Genomic DNA, 16,519 nt, shown 5'->3' on the forward strand with positions numbered 1-16,519 from the left:
AACCATGTCGCGGCAAAAGAGGGTGCGGGTATTATCCGGTTACTGCCGTGGACGAGGGTAGAAACCTTGCAGGCCGAGAGCCGTCGACACCCCCAGGCCGAGCCAGGCCAGGCTGTCCCAGACCCCGTCCCCCAGCAAGGCGGCAAACAGCCCCACGGCAGTGAGCAAGGCCACGACCATCGGCCAGATGAAGATGCGCCAGGTCGGCTGTGACTTGTGGCTCATGCCCGCGCCTCCCGCTTCGTGCGTTGTTTGCCCCACCACAGGTACAAGCCGCTGCCGAGGACGATGATGGTCAGCACATCGAGTAGCGCCCACAGGATTTGCATTGGCCGGCCGCCGTAGTCGCCGAAGTGCAGTGGTTGCGACAGGCCCATGGCATCCATGTACCAGGGGCGTTCGCCGACGGCGGTCACCGCCAGTGTTCGCGCATCGATCAGCACGGGCGTGAGCAAGTGCGAGGTCAGGTGCGTGGCGCCCTTCATGAACACCGCATAGTGGTGCTCACTGGAAAAGCGGGTGCCGGGGAAGGCGATGAAGTCCGGGCGCATGCCGGGGGCGGCCTGTTCGGCGATGGTCAGCAGGTGGGTGGCCGGGGCGCGCTCGGTGAGCGGTGGGGCATCACGGTATGGGGCAACCATGGCGGCCAGGCTGTCGTTGCGCCAGGCGGCGATGACCAGGTCCGACAGCGCGCTGATGACACCGGTCACGCCTACCGTCAGTGCCCAGGCCAAGGTGACCACGCCGATCAGGTTGTGCAGGTCGAGCCAGCGCAGGCGACGGGATTTGCCGTGGCGCACCGTGCCGAAGTCCAGACGGCGCATGAACGGTGCATAGAGCACGGTGCCGGAGATGATCGCCACGACGAACAGCACGCCCATGAAGGCGAGCAGCAGCTTGCCGGGCAGGCCGGCGAACATGTCAACGTGCAGGCGCAGCATGGTCATCATGAAGCCGCCGTTGGCGGCCGGCATGGCCACGGCTTCACCGGTGCGTGCGTCGAGCATGAAGGTGTGCGACGAATTGGGTTCGGTGCCGGCGGTGGCGGCGGTGATGGCCACTACGCCGTTGGCTTCGTCCTCGTCGTAGCCGAAGTACTGCATGACCTCGCCGGGGCGGTGCTGCTCGGCCTTGATCACCAACTGCTGCAGGTCCAGGTGTGGGGTATTGGCCGGCATTTCCCGCAGTTCAGGGGCATCGCCCAGCAGGTGTTCGAGTTCGTGGTTGAAGATCAGCGGCAGGCCGGTGACTGCCAGCAATAGCAGGAACAGGGTGCAGACCAGGCTGCTCCAGGTGTGGATCACCGACCAGCGGCGGATGGTTGGGCTTTTCATCACGGTACCGATTTTTGCCTGTTGGAAGCTGGGGCTGCTGCGCAGCCCTTTCGCAGCGCAAGGCTGCTCCTACAGGGACCGCGTTGGCCGTTGTAGGGGCAGCCTTGTGCGGCGAATGGCCCGGCTCACTCAGAACTTGTAATTGACACTGGCCACCACGTTGCGCTCGTCGCCGTAGTAGCAGTAGTACCCGTCACAGGTAGACAAGTAGTCCTTGTTGAACAGGTTCTTCGCATCCACGGCTACGGTCACCCCCTTGAGGGTGCTGTTCAGGCGGCCCAGGTCGTAGTGCACCGATGCGTCGTAGACGGTGTATGACCCCACATGGCCCCAATCGGTATTAGTGGTATTACCGTAGGTATCGCCCACGTAGCGCACGCCAACGCCGACCCCGAACCCATCCAGTGGTCCGCTGTGCCAGGTGTAGTCAGCCCAGGCAGTAGCCTGGTTGCGCGGCACCTGCGCCATGCGCTTGCCTTTCTCGTCACTGGTGCCTTTGATGATTTCGCTGTCGTTGTAGGTGTACGAACCCACCAGTTTGAGGTTCTCGGTCACATCCGAGGTAGCCTCCAGCTCCAGGCCTTTGACACGCACTTCGCCTACCTGGCGGGTGACACCACCCTCGGTCACCGACATGTTCTCCTGTGTCAGGTCGAACACAGCAGCGGTGAACAGGCTATTGCTGCCTGGAGGCTGGTACTTGATGCCCAGTTCGTATTGCTTGCCTTCGGTCGGTTTGAAGGTATCGGTGCTGTTGACGGTGGAACCGGTGGCAGCCTGGAACGACTCGGCATAGGAGATGTAAGGAGTCAGGCCGTTATCGAATACATAGCTGAGAGCTGCGTTACCACTGAACTTCTTGTCGCGTTGGGTGTTGGTTGCGTCGCCTTGGTTGTGGAAGGTGGTGCCGGTGTGCACCCAGTCCTCACGGCCACCAAGGGTAAGGCGCCAGTTGTCCAACGCCATCTGGTCCTGGATATACAGGCCGGTCTGCTGGGTTTTCTGGTCGTAGTCGTACATGTCGAAGTACTGAACGTTCGAGAAATCCTGACCGTAGATGGGGTTGTGGATATTGCTCGGTGGCACACCCGCCGAGCCCCAGCGCCAGCGGGCATTACTGTCCGAGCGCTGGTGGTCTAGCCCCAGCAGCAGGGTATGGGCAACCTGCCCGGTCTGGAAGTCGGCCTGGAAGTTGTTGTCCAGGGCGAACTGTGAGATGTCCTCCTCGACGATACCGGCGGTGCGTTGCACGGTGCCATCGGCGCTGACAGCTTCGTCCGGGCCGGCTGGCCAGATCGAACCACCGGCGGTAATGCCCTTGAAGTCCAGTTCGTTACGCGCGTAGCGCAGGTTCTGACGGAACTGCCAGGTGTCGTTCAGGCGTGTTTCGAACGCATAGCCCAGGTGGTAGTAGGTGCGGTCGTAGGACTCCCAATCCGGGTCGCCCAGGTTCTTGTGGTGCGAAATCTTGCCTGCGGGGCTATCCAGTTTGGTGCCCTGCAGTGGCAGGAACTGGCCGGTGATGCCGGTGTCATCGCGGGTGTACTGGCTGATGAAAGTCAGCTTGGTGTCGTCGTTGATGTTCCAGGTCAGACTGGGCGCGATGTTGTAGCGCTTGTCCGGGATGTGATCGACCGGCGAACCGCTGTCACGCACGGTGCCGCTCACTCGGTACAGGAACTGGCCTGCATCGTCGAGCTTGCCGGTGCTGTCGAAGTTGATCTGCTTGTGGTTGTTGCTGCCAACCTGGGCTTCGACTTCGTGGCTGCTTTCCAATTGCGGCCGACGGCTGGTCATGTCAAGCAGGCCGCCTGGTGGAGTCTGGCCGTAGACCGAAGAGGCCGGGCCACGCAGTACGGCGATGCGCTCCAGGTTCCAGGGCTCGATCTTGGGGGTGGCGTAGTTGCCCTTGGGCAATGGCAGGCCATCGAGGAACTGGGTAGGCACAAAACCCCGTACCAGCAACCAGTCGCTGCGCGAGTCGGATCCATAGCCGCTGCTCTGCACGCCAGCGGTGTAGCGAAGGGCGTCGTTCAGGCTGAGCACCGGCCGGTCTTCCATCTGCTGGCGGGTGATCACGCTTACCGAGCGGGGAAGTTCGGCGATGGCGGTGTCGGTCTTGGTGCCTGCTGCTGTCCGGGTAGCGGTGTAACCCTCTACCGGTCCCCAGGCGCTTTCATAGCTGGAAGTCGCATTGATCGCAGTCTCCGGCAACGCCAGTGTCCCTTCCGGCGTAGCCACCAGGCTGTAGCTGCCCACGCTGCTTTGCTGCAGTTGCAGGCCGGTGCCGCGCAGGGCGGCCTGCAGGGCACCAAGGCCATCGTACTGCCCGCTCACCGGGGCCGAGGTGCGACCGCTGACCAGTGCCGGGTCGATGGCCAGGGTGATGCCGGCCTGGCTGGCGATCTGGTTGAGAGTGGTGGCCAGCGGGGCGCTGGGCAGGTCGTAGGCGCGCTGAGCGGATTGCTCGGCGGCGAACAGGGCAGGGCTGGCCAATGGTGCGGTCACGGCGATGGCCAGGGCCATCAGGCTGGGGCGCAGGATACGATCAACAGCACGGGACATGCAGAGGCTCCTCGACGGATAAGTGCTTTCTGCTTCCTTGCCGAGCGAGATTTGAAAAGTGACAGGGCGAATCTGAAAAAAATTGAGAATTATTTGAAGTTGGCTTTTGCCTGTACCGGCCCTTTCGCGGGTAAACCCGCTCCCACAGGGATCGCGGGGGCTTTGAGGCTGGTGCAATCCTGTGGGAGCGGGTTTACCCGCGAAGAGGCCAGTGCAGGCCTACTTGGGACCGACGGTCACCCACCACTGGGTATGCCGCTCGACCTTCACCGGCAGTGCCGGCACCAGCGACGACAGCGCCAGGTCGGTATCGTTCAGCGGGAAGCTGCCGGTCACCCGCAGGTCGGCGACCTGGTCGTCTACCCCAAGGTAACCGCTGCGGTACTGGCCAAGCGTGGCCAGCAGGTCAGCCAGGCGCACGTTGTCCACCACCAGCATGCCGCGGGTCCAGGCGTCGGCACCGGCTGGCACCGTGCCGATCCGGCCAAGGCCGTTGGCGTTCATCAGAACCTGCTGGCCTTCGCGCAGCACCTGTTCGTCGCCGCTGTTCAGCGGCATGGCGGCGACCGAAGCTTGCAGCACTTCCAGGCGCGTGCCGTCGTCCTCGCGGCGCACCAGGAAGCGCGTGCCCAACGGGCGCAGGCGGCCATCGTCGGTGCGCACCAGCAGCGGGCGCGGGTCCTGATGGCCGGTTTCGACCGAAATCTCGCCTTGGTGCAGCACGATCACCCGTTGCTTGCCGGCGTAGTCGATATCCACGGCCGTGTGGCTGTTCAGGCTCAACAAGGTGCCGTCTTCCAGGCGCAGGGTACGCAGTTCGCCGGTGGCGGTACGCTGGTCGGCCAGCCAGTAGCTCGGTGCCAGCGATGGTGCGCCGACCCAGGCCAGCAGCGAGCTCAGCAGAAACATGCCGGCCAGCCCGCCGCCGACCTTGCCGATACGTCGGCGCAGCCCGGCGCGCGATTGCAGCAGGGCCTGGCGTGCCGGGCCGGCAGCGGCGCTCACGCGCTGGTCCATGGCACCGAGTTGGTGCCAGGCGCGGGCATGCTCCTCGCTGGCGGCATGCCAGCGCATGAATTCGCTGCGCTCGTCAGGTGTGCCGCTGCCGTTGTCGAGGCTGAGCTTCCAGGCAATGGCGGCTTCCAGCACCCGGGACGAAACCGGTGAACTGCTCACGTCGGCTCCCCGTACAGGGCCACGTAGCACTGGCGCATGCCCTGGGCGATGTACTGGCGCACCCGCGAAACCGAAACCCCCATGCGCTCGGCGATTTCGGCATGGCTCATACCGTCCAGGCGATTGTGCAGGAATGCTGCGCGGGCCTTGCTCGACAGCTTGCCTAGCAGGCGGTCGATGGCCTTGAGGTCCTCGAGGATCAGGTGTTGCACTTCCGGGGAAGGTTGTTCGGCTTCCGGCATCAGGGCCAGTTCAGCCAGGTAGGCTTGTTCTAGCGCGGCGCGGCGGAAGTGGTCGAACATCAGGCCCTTGGCCACGGCGGCCAGGAACGCGCGGGGTTCGCGGGGCGTATCCAGTTGCGCACGGCCGAGCAGGCGCACGAAGGTGTCCTGGCTCAGGTCTTCGGCACGTTGGCGGCAGGCCATGCTGCGTTGCAGCCAGGCGAGCAGCCAGCCGCGATGGTCGCGGTACAGCGCACCGACCAGATCGGCGTGTGGGCTCTGTGCAGAAGACAAGCAGCGTCCCCCCGGAACGAATGCATTAACTAACGATAATTATTCGCGATTGTTGCAGAGGGGAGGGGGTGGGTGCAATGGACGCTTATCGGATGGCCATCATGGAAAAGGCAGGTGGCCGTTCAGCAACTCGGTCGTTGTAGGAGCGGCCTTGCGTCGCGAAAGGGCTGCATAGCAGCCCCGGCCATATCTGCGGCGAAGCTGAAAATGTGGGGCCGCTGCGCGCCCCTTTCGCGACACAAGGCCGCTCCTACAAGATCTTCACCCGTGCTGGCGGAATGTTACAGGCCGTGGTTGTGCACCTTGCGCCTGCGCCACCCGCGCAAGCGCTGCTCCAGCTGCAGCGGGCTGTCCAGCTGCTGGCGCCGGGCCTGGCTGAACAGGATCAGCGCCAGTTCGGCGGTAACCAGCGCATCGGCGCTGGCGTGATGGCGCTCCTCTACCTGCAGGCCAAACCGCGCCACCCAGTCATCCAGCCCGGCCTCGCGCAGCACTGTGTCGGGGTTGAGCATCGGCGCCAGCTCGGCAACATCCAGGAAAGGTGACTGCAAGCGATAGCCCAGGCTTTCCTTCAGCGCGCGGGCGAGCATGCGCTGGTCGAACGGCGCATGGAATGCCAACACCGGGCTGTTGCCAATGAAGTCGAGCAGATCGAGCAAGGCCTCGGCCGGGTCGCAACCGGCAGCCAGGGCACTCGGGCCCAGGCCGTGGATCAGCACGCTGGCGTTGGTCTTCTGCAAAGGCCGGTGCAAGGTGCGTTCGAATTGCTGGGCAAAGTCGATGGCGCCGTCTTCGATGGCGACGGCACCAACCGATAACACCTGGTCACGGTTGGTGTTCAGGCCGCTGGTCTCCAGGTCAAGCACCACCCAGCGCTGCTCGCGCAGGGTACACACCCCCAATGGCGCTGACTTGGGCAGCCGGGCCAGGCGCTGGCGCGTGGCGTGGTCCAGTTCCGGCGCGCTGGGGCGCAGCCAGGCGAACAGGCTCATAGCTGGTACCGCAAGGCCAGGCTGCTTTGCAGGCGCTGGGCCTGGCGCAGGGACTCGCGCAGGATGCGCCGGTCCAGGTGGTTGAGGCTGTCCGGGTCCAGGCGGTTGGAATAGGGCAGGTTGTCGCGGGTCTGGCGCTGGTGCTGCTGCATGCGGGTTTGCTGGATGAAGTGGTAGGCCTCTTCATACGCTGCGCCATCCAGTGCCTCGATCACGCCCTTGGCCACGAGCTGGCGCAGGCGCTCCAAGGTATTGCAGGCACCGATGCCGTTGGCCAGGGCCAGCAGCCGCGCACCATCGACGAAGGGCGTCAGGCCCTGGACCTTGAGGTCGAGGGTGGCGGCCTTGTCGTTACCCTGGCGGGTCAGCACGAACTCGCGCAGGCGGCCCACCGGCGGGCGCTGGCGCAGGGCGTTGTCAGCCATCATGCGCTGGAAGATGCGGTTGTCGGCCACCTGCTCCAGCAGGCCCTGGCGCAGTTGCTCGCAACCTTGCTCGTCGCCCCACACCACACGCAGGTCGAAATAGATGCTCGAGCTCAGCAGGTTCTCCGGGCTGGCTTCACGGACAAAACTGGCAAAACGCCGCGCCCATTCAATGCGCGACAGGCACAGCTCGGGGTTGCCGGCCATGACGTTGCCCTTGCACAGGGTGAAGCCGCACTGGGCCAGGCACTGGTTTATGTATTGCGCCAGCGGCAGCAGGCGTGCGCGGATGGCGTCTGCTTCGATGCTGTCGGCGGCTTCGAAGAGGATGCCGTTGTCCTGGTCAGTGTGCAGGGTTTGTTCTTGTCGCCCCTCGCTGCCAAAGCACAGCCAGCTGAACGGCACGCCCGGGTCACCGCGCTCGGCCAGCGCCAGTTCGATCACCCGGCACACGGTGTGGTCGTTGAGCAGGGTGATGATCTGGGTAATCTGCGTGGAGGATGCGCCATGGGCCAGCATTCGCTCGACCAGCTGGCTGATTTCGCCGCGCAGCGAGACCAGGGTATCCAGGCGTGGCGCATGGCGGATGGTGCGTGCCAGGTGCACCAGGTCGACCCGTTGCAGGGAGAACAGGTCGCGCTCCGAAACCACACCGCACAGGCGCTGGTTTTCCACCAGGCATACGTGGGCGATGTGCCGCTCGGTCATCGCCATGGCTGCGTCGAAGGCGCTGGCCTGGGGGCTGAGGTAGAACGGCTGGGCGGTCATGTGGCGCGCGATGGGTGCACCCAGGTCGGCATCGGCCGCAGCCACCACCTGGCGCAAGTCGCGCAGTGTGAAGATACCGGTGGGGTAACGCTGCTGGTCGACCACTACGATACTGCCGACCTGCTGCTCGTGCATCAGTCGCACGGCGTCTCGCAGAGGCGTTTCGGGGCTGCACACCACCGGATGGCGCATGGCCAGTTCACCCAGCGGCGTGTTCAGCGAATACTGGGTGCCGAGGGTTTCCACCGCGCGCTGGCGTACCTGCTGGTTGACCTGGTCGAGCAGGCTGCTGACCCCGCGCAGGGCAAAATCCCGAAACACTTCCGACATCGAGAACACGCGGATGAACGCGGCCTTGTTCAACTGCAGGCAGAAGGTGTCCTCACCTGCCAGATGCTCGGTGCGGGTCGCCCGCTCGCCGAGCAGGGCAGCCAGCGGGAAGCATTCGCCGCTGGTGATCTCGAAGGTAGTCTCCACACCAGGTTTGACCAGATGCTGGCGTTCGCCGACCACGCGGCCCTGCTTGACGATGTAGAAGTGCTCGACCGGCCCATCGGCAGGTTTGACGATGCTTTCGCCGCTGGCATAGAAGCGCAGCTGGCACTGTTCGACCAGGTAGGCCAGGTGGCTGTGTTCCATCTGGTTGAACGGCGGAAAACGCTGCAGGAACTGCAGGGTGCCCTGGATGTTCTGCAGCACTGCTGTCCTGCCCGCCTGGGTGTAGGCGTCCTTTTTGCTCATGAAACTGACCGTATCGCTATGCCGAACTATATATCTATATATATAGGTGCCGGCCATGTTGTTCTCTGCCTCCATGGTCGGCTTGCGGCGGGATGGTGCCCATTGGACGTAAGTCTATGAGCGCCCCTGTCAAAGACCCGACGAAAGGCCAACCGGGTTACGCAAGTTCTGCGGTCCTAATGCTGAAGCGGAATTTTTTTGACGAGATGAGCATGCCTGAGCAACACGACATCCTGAGTGACGCCGAGCGCGAGGCATTGGCCCTCGTAAGTGCGCCCGTGGTTGCCAAGCCCCTGGTGCTGGTGGTGGATGACAATGCGGTGAATCGTGAGGCGCTGATCCTGTACCTGAAAAGCCGGGGGATTGACTGTGTCGGGGCGGATGGGGCCGAGGAGGCCAGGCTGTACCTGCACTACCAGCAAAGAATCGGCTTGATGATCACGGATTTGCGCATGCAGCCCGAGGATGGCCTGGACCTGATCCGCAAGGTTCGCGAATCAGAGCGGGCGGCGTTGTCGATCATCGTGGTGTCGGGCGATACCGACGTGAAAGAGGCGGTGGACGTGATGCACCTGGGGGTTGTGGATTTTCTTCTGAAGCCGGTCGACCTGGACAGGCTGCTGGAGCTGGTGAAGAAAGAACTGCAGATCGGTTAGCTGAGGAGCCTGTTCCGGCCTCATCGCCGGCAAGCCAGCTCCCACAGGGACCGCACAGCGTTTGGGGCCTGTGCAGTCCCTGTGGGAGCTGGCTTGCCGGCGATTGGGCCGCAAAGCGGCCCCCTGTCGCAGATGTCGCTTACAGCCCGTTACGCGCCTTGAACTCGCGGCGACGGCGGTGCAGTACCGGCTCGGTATAGCCGTTCGGCTGCTTGCCACCTTCCACCACCAGTTCTACCGCCGCCTGGAACGCGACGTTGTCGTCGAAGTTCGGTGCCATCGGGCGGTACAGAGGGTCGCTGGCGTTCTGCTGGTCCACCACCACGGCCATGCGCTTGAGGCTTTCCAGCACCTGCTCCAGGCTGACCACGCCATGGCGCAGCCAGTTGGCCAGCAGCTGGGCCGAGATGCGCAGGGTGGCGCGGTCTTCCATCAGGCCGACGTTGTTGATGTCCGGCACCTTCGAGCAACCTACGCCCTGGTCGATCCAGCGCACCACGTAGCCGAGGATGCCCTGAGCGTTGTTGTCCAGTTCGTTGCGGATCTCTTCGGCCGACCAGTTGGTGTCGGCGGCCAGCGGGATGGTGAGGATGTCATCCACCGACGCGGGTGTGCGCGAAGCCAGTTCACGCTGACGCGCCTGTACGTCCACCTTGTGGTAGTGCAGGGCATGCAGGGTGGCTGCAGTCGGCGACGGCACCCAGGCGGTGTTGGCGCCAGCCAACGGGTGGGCGATCTTCTGCTCGAGCATGGCTGCCATCAGATCGGGCATGGCCCACATGCCTTTGCCGATCTGCGCACGGCCTTGCAGGCCGGTGGCCAGGCCAACGTCGACGTTGTTGTTCTCGTAGGCACCGATCCACTTCTCGTTTTTCATGGCGCCCTTGCGCACCACGGCGCCGGCTTCCATCGAGGTGTGGATTTCATCGCCGGTGCGATCGAGGAAGCCGGTGTTGATGAACACCACGCGCTCGGCTGCGGCCTTGATGCACGACTTGAGGTTGACCGTGGTACGGCGCTCCTCGTCCATGATGCCGACCTTGACGGTATTGCGCTTCATGCCCAGCAGGTCTTCGACCTGGCTGAAGATTTCGGCGGCGAAGGCTACTTCCTCCGGGCCGTGCATCTTCGGCTTGACGATGTACACGCTGCCGGTGCGGGTGTTCTTGCGGCTGGTGTTGCCATTGAGGTTGTGCAGGGCGATCAGGTTGGTGAACAGGCCGTCCTGAATACCTTCGGGGATTTCGTTGCCTTGGGCGTCGAGGATCGCCGGGTTGGTCATCAGGTGGCCAACGTTGCGCACGAACAGCAGCGAACGGCCATGCAGGGTCACGCTACCGCCGTTGGGCGCGGCGTACTCGCGGTCCGGGTTCATGGTGCGGGTGAAGGTTTTGCCACCCTTGCTAACGCTTTCTGCCAGGTCGCCTTTCATCAGGCCCAGCCAGTTGCGGTAGACGATCACCTTGTCGTCGGCGTCAACGGCTGCAACCGAGTCTTCGCAGTCCATGATGGTGGTCAGCGCCGATTCCATCAGGATGTCTTTCACGCCGGCGGCGTCGGTGCTGCCGACCGGGGTGCTGGCGTCGACCTGGATTTCGAAGTGCAGGCCGTTGTGCTTGAGCAGCACGGCGGTCGGCGCAGCGGCATCGCCATGGAAGCCGATCAGCTGGGCATCGTCACGCAGGCCGCTGTTGCTGCCGCCTTTCAGGGCAACTACCAGCTTGCCGCCTTCGATGCGGTAGCCGGTGGAGTCGACGTGCGAGCCGGCCGCCAGTGGCGCGGCTTCGTCGAGGAAGGCGCGGGCGAAGGCGATGACCTTGTCGCCACGTACCTTGTTGTAGCCCTGGCCTTTCTCGGCGCCGCCTTCATCGCTGATGGCATCGGTGCCATACAGCGCGTCGTACAGCGAACCCCAACGGGCGTTGGCGGCGTTCAGGGCGAAGCGGGCGTTCATCACCGGTACGACCAGCTGCGGGCCGGCCATGTGGGCGATTTCTTCGTCCACGTTCTGGGTGGTTGCCTGGAAATCGTCGGCTTGTGGCAGCAGGTAGCCGATTTCCTGGAGGAATGCTTTGTAGGCTACGGCGTCGTGGGCCTGGCCTTTGCGTGCCTGGTGCCAGGCGTCGATCTTGGCTTGCAGCTCGTCGCGCTTGGCGAGCAGGGCTTTGTTCTTTGGAGCGAGGTCATTGATGATCTTCTCTGCACCGGCCCAGAACTGCTCGGCGACGATGCCGGTCCCTGGGATGGCTTCGTTGTTCACGAAGTCGTACAGGACCTTGGCGACCTGAAGGCCACCGACTTGAACGTATCCAGTCATTGCTTGCCTCACTCTGCTCAGCTATTTCGCTCTTCTGTATTAAGCCTGTAGCGCTTCTCTAAACACGGCACCAGTGCATGCCCCCGAGTAAACCCCGAGCGCGGCTGGGTGCGGCCTGCCAGACCGGCTGGCAGACAGTGTGCGTATTTTCACAGGCGCCTTGGCAGACATCCAAACGACGTTTTGTAGTCCGCGCCACGGGATACTACATGAAGCAGTAGGCGGGGCAAAATCAGACTAAAAGCGCCGTTATGCGACCCGTTGGTCGCGTATGGTCACGCTGGGAGTGAGTATGTTCGCAAAAAACAGGTGGATTGTTCCAGATAAATCTTGAAACAGTACACGATTCGTTGTGCGGATTGCCCTGCGGCAGGTTGCCGCGCCTTGCCTATACTGAGTCGATCCCCCGATTTTCTGCCGCACGGCGCGGTCCGACACGAGGAAGGGCTTGTGGATCATCTTGTACTGACTGTGATTGCCCCTGACAAGGCCGGCCAGGTCGAGCGCATTGCCCAGTGCATCGCCGACCACAGTGGCAACTGGCTGGAAAGCCGCATGTCGCGCATGGCCGGGCAGTTTGCCGGCATCCTGCGGGTGGCGGTGCCGGCGGAAAACTACGACGAGCTGGTGGCTTCGCTGCAGGGGTTGGTCCGATATGACATTCGCGTGCTGATCGCCGAGAGTGGCATCGAGCCTTCGTGTACCTGGAAACCGATTGCCATGGAGCTGGTAGGGAATGACCGGCCGGGGATCGTGCGTGATATCACCCGTTTGCTGGCTGAATTGCAGGTGAACGTCGAGCGGTTTTCAACAGAAGTGCGGCCGGCGCCGATGAGCAGCGAGCCGTTGTTTCATGCAGATGCGTTGTTGGCTTTGCCGCTGACTCTACCGCTCGAAGAACTGCAGCAGCGACTGGAGAGTCTGGCGGATGACTTGATGGTGGAGTTGAAGCTGCGGCCGGAGGATTGATCCGAGATTGCCGGGGCCGCTTCGCGGCCCATCGCGACACAAGGCCGCTCCTACAAGGGTTACGCGTTCCCCTGTAGGAGCGGCCTTGTGTCGCGATGGGCTGCAAAGCAGCCCCCTGCGGTTATCCCGATATCACGGGGAAGGCCCTGTGGATAACCTGGGGGTTCCCCTCTCCAGCCCAGGCCGCGCGCGCCTTACACGGCTTTGATCAAAAAACACCCAAAAATCAGCAGCTTGTGCACAAAGCACGGGGACGAGGGTGTGGATAACCTTTGGAGATGTCTCTGCAGGCCATGAACTACAGGGGCCGCAGAGTTGTGATCATTTTTTGATCAGCTGCGCTTGCGCAAACTGACCCACGCATCGACGCTGTAAATCGCCAAACCCGCCCAGATGAACATGAACGCCACCAAGGTGCTCGGCGACAAATGCTCATCGAACAGCAGCACCGCCTGCAGCAGCACCAGGGTCGGCGCCAGGTACTGCAGGAAGCCCAGCGTGGTGTACGGCAAGTGCCGCGCAGCAGCGTTGAAGCACACCAGCGGCACCAGTGTCACCGGCCCCGCAGCCATCAGCCACAACGCTTCGCTGCTGGTGTAGAACGCGCCTTGGGCACTTGTCGCCGCCGGATGCAGCAATAGCCAGCCAAGCGCCAGCGGTACCAGCATCCAGGTTTCCACCACCAGGCCCGGCAGCGCCGCCACCGGTGCCTGCTTGCGAATCAGCCCGTAGAAGCCGAAGCTCAGCGCCAGTACCAGCGACACCCACGGCAGGCTGCCCACCTGCCACACCTGCTGAGCCACACCCACCGCGGCCATGGCCACGGCCAGCCACTGAAGCCGACGCAGGCGCTCGCCAAGAATCAGCATGCCCAGCAGCACGTTGATCAGCGGGTTGATGTAGTAACCCAGGCTGGCCTCGAGCATGCGCCCGTTGTTCACCGACCATACGTAGGTCAGCCAATTGCCGGCGATCAGCGCCCCGCTCAGGGCCAGGATGCCCAACCGGCGCGGGTTGTCACGCAGTTCACGCCACCAGCCGGGGTGTTTCCACACCAGTAGCAACAGCGAGCCGAACAGTGCCGACCACAGCACCCGGTGGACAATGATCTCCACCGCCGGAACGCTCTGGATTGCCTTGAAGTACAGGGGGAAAAGACCCCAGATGATGTAGGCGCTGAGGCCCAGTAGGTACCCGCGACGCGGGTTTGCGGCGTGCATGCAGAATCCTTGCTTAGGTAGCTAAATAAAGCGACGCCTATTGTAGACAGAGGCGGGCGTGCTTCTAGAACAATTTCAGCGGCGCTTCATCCAGTGCGGCCATTTGCTCGCGCAGGGCGAGGATCTGGTCTCCCCAGTAGCGTGGCTGGCCGAACCAGGGGAAGCTCGGCGGAAATGCCGGATCGTCCCAGCGCCGCGCCAGCCAGGCGCTGTAGTGCAACTGGCGCAGGGCGCGCAGGGGCTCGATCAGGGCCAGCTCGCGCGGGTCGAAGTCGTGGAACTCGTTGTAGCCGTCGATCAGTTCGGCCAGTTGCCCCAGGCGCTCCTCGCGGCTGCCGGCCAGCATCATCCACAAGTCCTGCACCGCCGGGCCCATGCGGCAGTCGTCGAGGTCGACCACGTGGTACACCTCGTCGCGGTGCATCAGGTTGCCGGGGTGCAGGTCGCCATGCAGGCGGATGAGCTTGTGCGGGGTGCGGGCATAGATGTCCTCCACTCGCTTGAGCAGGTCGCGGGCCACCGATTCGAACGCCGGCAGCAGTTCGCGAGGGACGAAATCGCCTTCCAGCAGGGTATTCAGCGAGGCGTGGCCGAAGTTGTCCACAGCCAGCGCTTCGCGGTGCTCGAACGGTTTGCTGGCACCCACGGCATGCAGGCGGCCGAGCAACTGGCCAAGACGGTAGAGCTGGTCGAGGTTACCCGGCTCTGGCGCGTGGCCGCCGCGGCGGGGGAACAGGGTGAAGCGGAAGCCCTGGTGTTCGAACAGGGTGCGGCCGTCGTGCTGCAGCGGGGCGACCACCGGCACTTCGCATTCGGCCAGTTCGGCAGTGAAGCTGTGCTCTTCGAGGATGGCCGCGTCGCTCCAGCGGCCTGGGCGGTAGAACTTGGCGATCAGCGGTTGCGCGCCCTCGATGCCCACCTGGTAGACGCGGTTTTCGTAGCTGTTCAGCGCCAGCACCCGGGCATCGCTGAGAAAGCCCAGGCTTTCCACGGCGTCCAGGACCAGGTCGGGGGTGAGGGTATCGAAGGGGTGGGACATGGGGGCTCCGGGGATAGGCGGCGTGGGGACCATGGTAACGCGTTATGCCTGTACCGGCCTCTTCGCGGGTAAACCCGCGAACCGCGCAAAGCGCGGCCAGGCTATGCAGGAATCCCAAGCAATACATAAGAGGGATGAAATTGAACCCGCACCGAACTGCCTGCTGCCACCCGCTGCCCAGCCAACCAATCCGTCTCGGCAAACGCACACAACGTCTGCCCATTCCCCAACGCCAACCGGACCTCACCAGGCCCATCAGCCTCCGCCAGCACCTCCTCCACCGTCGCCCGTAGGCAATTGCTATCCGCTTCGGCCTGTTCCTCGTCGGCCAGCAACCTCACCCACCCCGCCTTGAGCAGCGCCACTACCGTCGTCCCCAGCGTCAGTTCCAGCCGTGCGGTGCTGTCGTGGGTGATCAACGCCTCGATCTCCAACCCTCCGCCCAACGCCAGGCTGACGCGATCATGCCGTCCCTCGCGGCGCAGGCCGCTGACCTGGCCCTGCAACTGGTTGCGCGCGCTGGTACGCAGCATCAGCCGGCCGAGCAGGTCGAGGTCGCTGGACTCTTCGGCCGCTTCGAGGATTTGCGCCTGAAGGGCCTGCAGCCTCTGGTACAGGCGCAGCACCCGCTGGCCTTCCGGCGACAGACGGGCACCACCGCCACCACGCCCGCCGGTACTGCGCTCGACAAGGGGCTGGCTGGCCAGGTTGTTGAGTTCGTCGATGGCGTCCCAGGCGGCCTTGTAGCTGATGCCCGCAGCCTTGGCGGCGCGGGTGATCGAACCTTCTTCGGCAATGTACTGCAGCAGCGCGATGCGTTGGGGGCGGCGAGCGATGTGCTGGGTAAGGTGGGGGGGCAGGGGCATGGGCATTCGGTCTTGTGGGGGCCTGAGGGTGGATAGTGTGTAGGAGCGGCCTTGTGTCGCGAAAGGGGCGCGAAGCGGCCCCACGATTCATGCCTTGGCAAATATCGCTGGGGCTGCTGCGCAGCCCGATCGCGACACAGGGCCGCTCCTACACCGGGCAATTCGCGCTTGCTCATACGTACCCCGGCTTGGGCGTACGCGCCAGGCAATACACATCCACCCGCCGCGCACCGGCCTTGCGCAGCACTTCGGCAACCGCTTGCGCGGTCGCACCGGTGGTCAACACGTCATCGACAATGGCGACATGCTTGCCCGTCAGCTTGCCCGTGACGGTAAACGCCTGGCGCAAGTTGCGTCGCCTGGCCTTGGCGTCCAGTTGTTGCTGCGCAGGTGTCTCCCGTGTGCGCAGCAGCAACCGCTCGTCGCAACGTACCCCCACGTGCGACGACAGCCAGCGCCCGAGCATCCCCGCCTGGTTGAACCCCCGCTCCCGTAGTCGACGTTTGGCCAAGGGTACAGGCAACAACAGGTCGGGGCGCGGCAGCCCTTCGGTAAAGCGGTGCAGCAGCCCATGCGCGAGCAATTCGGCCATCAGGCGCCCCAAGGGCCACTGGCGGTTGTGCTTGAAACGGCTGATCAGCGTGTCCACCGGAAAGCCGAAATGCCACAGTGCAAGCACCTGCTCGAAGGCCGGTGCGCGGCGCTGGCATTGAGCGCAAGTCAGGCCGGCTATCGGCAATGGCAGGGCGCAGCGCAGGCAATGATCGCCCAGCCAGGGCAGTTCCTGCTCGCAGGCGACGCACAGCGGGTAGGCCTGCTCGGCAGGTTCATCGCACAGCAAACACAATTGATTAATAAGTGAGCACTTGTAAACCAGTCTTTTCCAGTGTGGTTGACAGTTCATAGGCCTTCCATGACTATGCGAGCTATCCGTGA

The 16,519-nt window shown here is 63.7% G+C and carries 14 protein-coding genes; 2 read left to right on the forward strand and 12 right to left on the reverse strand.

The window, feature by feature from the left end; all coding sequences use genetic code 11:
- Window positions 1-39: 39 nt before the first annotated feature.
- The 7 genes from GEV38_RS02055 to GEV38_RS02085 all read right to left on the reverse strand — a co-directional run bounded on the left by GEV38_RS02055 (window position 40) and on the right by GEV38_RS02085 (window position 8,516).
- Window positions 40-225 (reverse strand): hypothetical protein, encoded by a 186-nt coding sequence (locus GEV38_RS02055; RefSeq protein WP_054573682.1) that lies wholly within the window; start codon window positions 223-225, stop codon window positions 40-42.
- A complete protein-coding gene (locus tag GEV38_RS02060) occupies window positions 222-1,334 on the reverse strand; it encodes a PepSY domain-containing protein (RefSeq protein ID WP_015268684.1) in 1,113 nt (370 codons plus the stop codon). Before GEV38_RS02060 ends, GEV38_RS02055 begins: the two co-directional genes overlap by 4 nt.
- Before the next feature lie 129 nt (window positions 1,335-1,463).
- Window positions 1,464-3,899: a TonB-dependent siderophore receptor gene (locus GEV38_RS02065; protein ID WP_054573683.1), complete on the reverse strand. Its 2,436-nt coding sequence runs from the start codon at window positions 3,897-3,899 to the stop codon at window positions 1,464-1,466.
- A 219-nt stretch (window positions 3,900-4,118) separates the two neighbouring features.
- Window positions 4,119-5,075, reverse strand: coding sequence for a FecR domain-containing protein (locus tag GEV38_RS02070; protein WP_015268686.1), 957 nt, complete (start codon window positions 5,073-5,075; stop codon window positions 4,119-4,121).
- The gene (locus GEV38_RS02075; protein ID WP_015268687.1) at window positions 5,072-5,590 is read right to left on the reverse strand and encodes an RNA polymerase sigma factor; all 519 of its coding nucleotides are present in this window, start codon (window positions 5,588-5,590) and stop codon (window positions 5,072-5,074) included. The genes GEV38_RS02070 and GEV38_RS02075 overlap by 4 nt, the downstream gene beginning before the upstream one ends.
- Before the next feature lie 281 nt (window positions 5,591-5,871).
- Window positions 5,872-6,582, reverse strand: coding sequence for a PolC-type DNA polymerase III (locus GEV38_RS02080; RefSeq protein WP_015268688.1), 711 nt, complete (start codon window positions 6,580-6,582; stop codon window positions 5,872-5,874).
- On the reverse strand, window positions 6,579-8,516 hold the full coding sequence (locus GEV38_RS02085) for a putative nucleotidyltransferase substrate binding domain-containing protein (RefSeq protein ID WP_054573684.1): 1,938 nt from the start codon (window positions 8,514-8,516) through the stop codon (window positions 6,579-6,581). Before GEV38_RS02085 ends, GEV38_RS02080 begins: the two co-directional genes overlap by 4 nt.
- Before the next feature lie 116 nt (window positions 8,517-8,632).
- On the opposite strand from GEV38_RS02085, the gene GEV38_RS02090 reads away from it, so the two are divergent.
- Window positions 8,633-9,172, forward strand: coding sequence for a response regulator (locus GEV38_RS02090; protein WP_043935237.1), 540 nt, complete (start codon window positions 8,633-8,635; stop codon window positions 9,170-9,172).
- Between the two features lie 139 nt (window positions 9,173-9,311).
- Here GEV38_RS02090 and GEV38_RS02095 read toward each other — a convergent pair whose 3' ends face one another.
- Entirely contained in the window at window positions 9,312-11,489 is a 2,178-nt protein-coding gene (locus tag GEV38_RS02095) for a malate synthase G (protein ID WP_054573685.1), read from the reverse strand.
- Between the two features lie 450 nt (window positions 11,490-11,939).
- Here GEV38_RS02095 and GEV38_RS02100 point away from each other — a divergent pair, with 450 nt between their 5' ends.
- The gene (locus GEV38_RS02100) at window positions 11,940-12,458 is read left to right on the forward strand and encodes a glycine cleavage system protein R (RefSeq protein WP_013970551.1); all 519 of its coding nucleotides are present in this window, start codon (window positions 11,940-11,942) and stop codon (window positions 12,456-12,458) included.
- A 332-nt stretch (window positions 12,459-12,790) separates the two neighbouring features.
- Here the strand turns inward: GEV38_RS02100 and rarD are convergent, their stop codons facing one another.
- The 4 genes from rarD to GEV38_RS02120 form a co-directional block, all read right to left on the reverse strand.
- On the reverse strand, window positions 12,791-13,678 hold the full coding sequence (gene rarD / locus GEV38_RS02105) for an EamA family transporter RarD (RefSeq protein ID WP_015268692.1): 888 nt from the start codon (window positions 13,676-13,678) through the stop codon (window positions 12,791-12,793).
- A 64-nt stretch (window positions 13,679-13,742) separates the two neighbouring features.
- Window positions 13,743-14,717 (reverse strand): serine/threonine protein kinase, encoded by a 975-nt coding sequence (locus GEV38_RS02110; protein WP_013970553.1) that lies wholly within the window; start codon window positions 14,715-14,717, stop codon window positions 13,743-13,745.
- Window positions 14,718-14,818: 101 nt separating this feature from the next.
- On the reverse strand, window positions 14,819-15,583 hold the full coding sequence (locus tag GEV38_RS02115) for a TOBE domain-containing protein (protein ID WP_015268694.1): 765 nt from the start codon (window positions 15,581-15,583) through the stop codon (window positions 14,819-14,821).
- A gap of 172 nt (window positions 15,584-15,755) precedes the next feature.
- Complete coding sequence (locus GEV38_RS02120; protein WP_015268695.1) at window positions 15,756-16,487, reverse strand: ComF family protein; 732 nt, start codon at window positions 16,485-16,487, stop codon at window positions 15,756-15,758.
- Window positions 16,488-16,519: the final 32 nt, after the last annotated feature.

It is taken from the genome of Pseudomonas sp. 13159349, assembly GCF_013305685.1.
GTDB classification, from domain to species: domain Bacteria; phylum Pseudomonadota; class Gammaproteobacteria; order Pseudomonadales; family Pseudomonadaceae; genus Aquipseudomonas; species Aquipseudomonas asiatica.

Bases quoted from the DNA above. Each gene is read 5' to 3' on its own strand.
- rarD (WP_015268692.1), bottom strand. From the start codon at position 13,678: ATGCACGCCGCAAACCCGCGTCGCGGGTACCTACTGGGCCTCAGCGCC.
- GEV38_RS02080 (WP_015268688.1), bottom strand. From the start codon at position 6,582: ATGAGCCTGTTCGCCTGGCTGCGCCCCAGCGCGCCGGAACTGGACCAC.
- GEV38_RS02110 (WP_013970553.1), bottom strand. From the start codon at position 14,717: ATGTCCCACCCCTTCGATACCCTCACCCCCGACCTGGTCCTGGACGCC.
- GEV38_RS02065 (WP_054573683.1), bottom strand. From the start codon at position 3,899: ATGTCCCGTGCTGTTGATCGTATCCTGCGCCCCAGCCTGATGGCCCTG.
- GEV38_RS02090 (WP_043935237.1), top strand. From the start codon at position 8,633: ATGAGCGCCCCTGTCAAAGACCCGACGAAAGGCCAACCGGGTTACGCA.
- GEV38_RS02120 (WP_015268695.1), bottom strand. From the start codon at position 16,487: ATGAACTGTCAACCACACTGGAAAAGACTGGTTTACAAGTGCTCACTT.
- GEV38_RS02115 (WP_015268694.1), bottom strand. From the start codon at position 15,583: ATGCCCCTGCCCCCCCACCTTACCCAGCACATCGCTCGCCGCCCCCAA.
- GEV38_RS02095 (WP_054573685.1), bottom strand. From the start codon at position 11,489: ATGACTGGATACGTTCAAGTCGGTGGCCTTCAGGTCGCCAAGGTCCTG.
- GEV38_RS02060 (WP_015268684.1), bottom strand. From the start codon at position 1,334: ATGAAAAGCCCAACCATCCGCCGCTGGTCGGTGATCCACACCTGGAGC.
- GEV38_RS02055 (WP_054573682.1), bottom strand. From the start codon at position 225: ATGAGCCACAAGTCACAGCCGACCTGGCGCATCTTCATCTGGCCGATG.
- GEV38_RS02085 (WP_054573684.1), bottom strand. From the start codon at position 8,516: ATGAGCAAAAAGGACGCCTACACCCAGGCGGGCAGGACAGCAGTGCTG.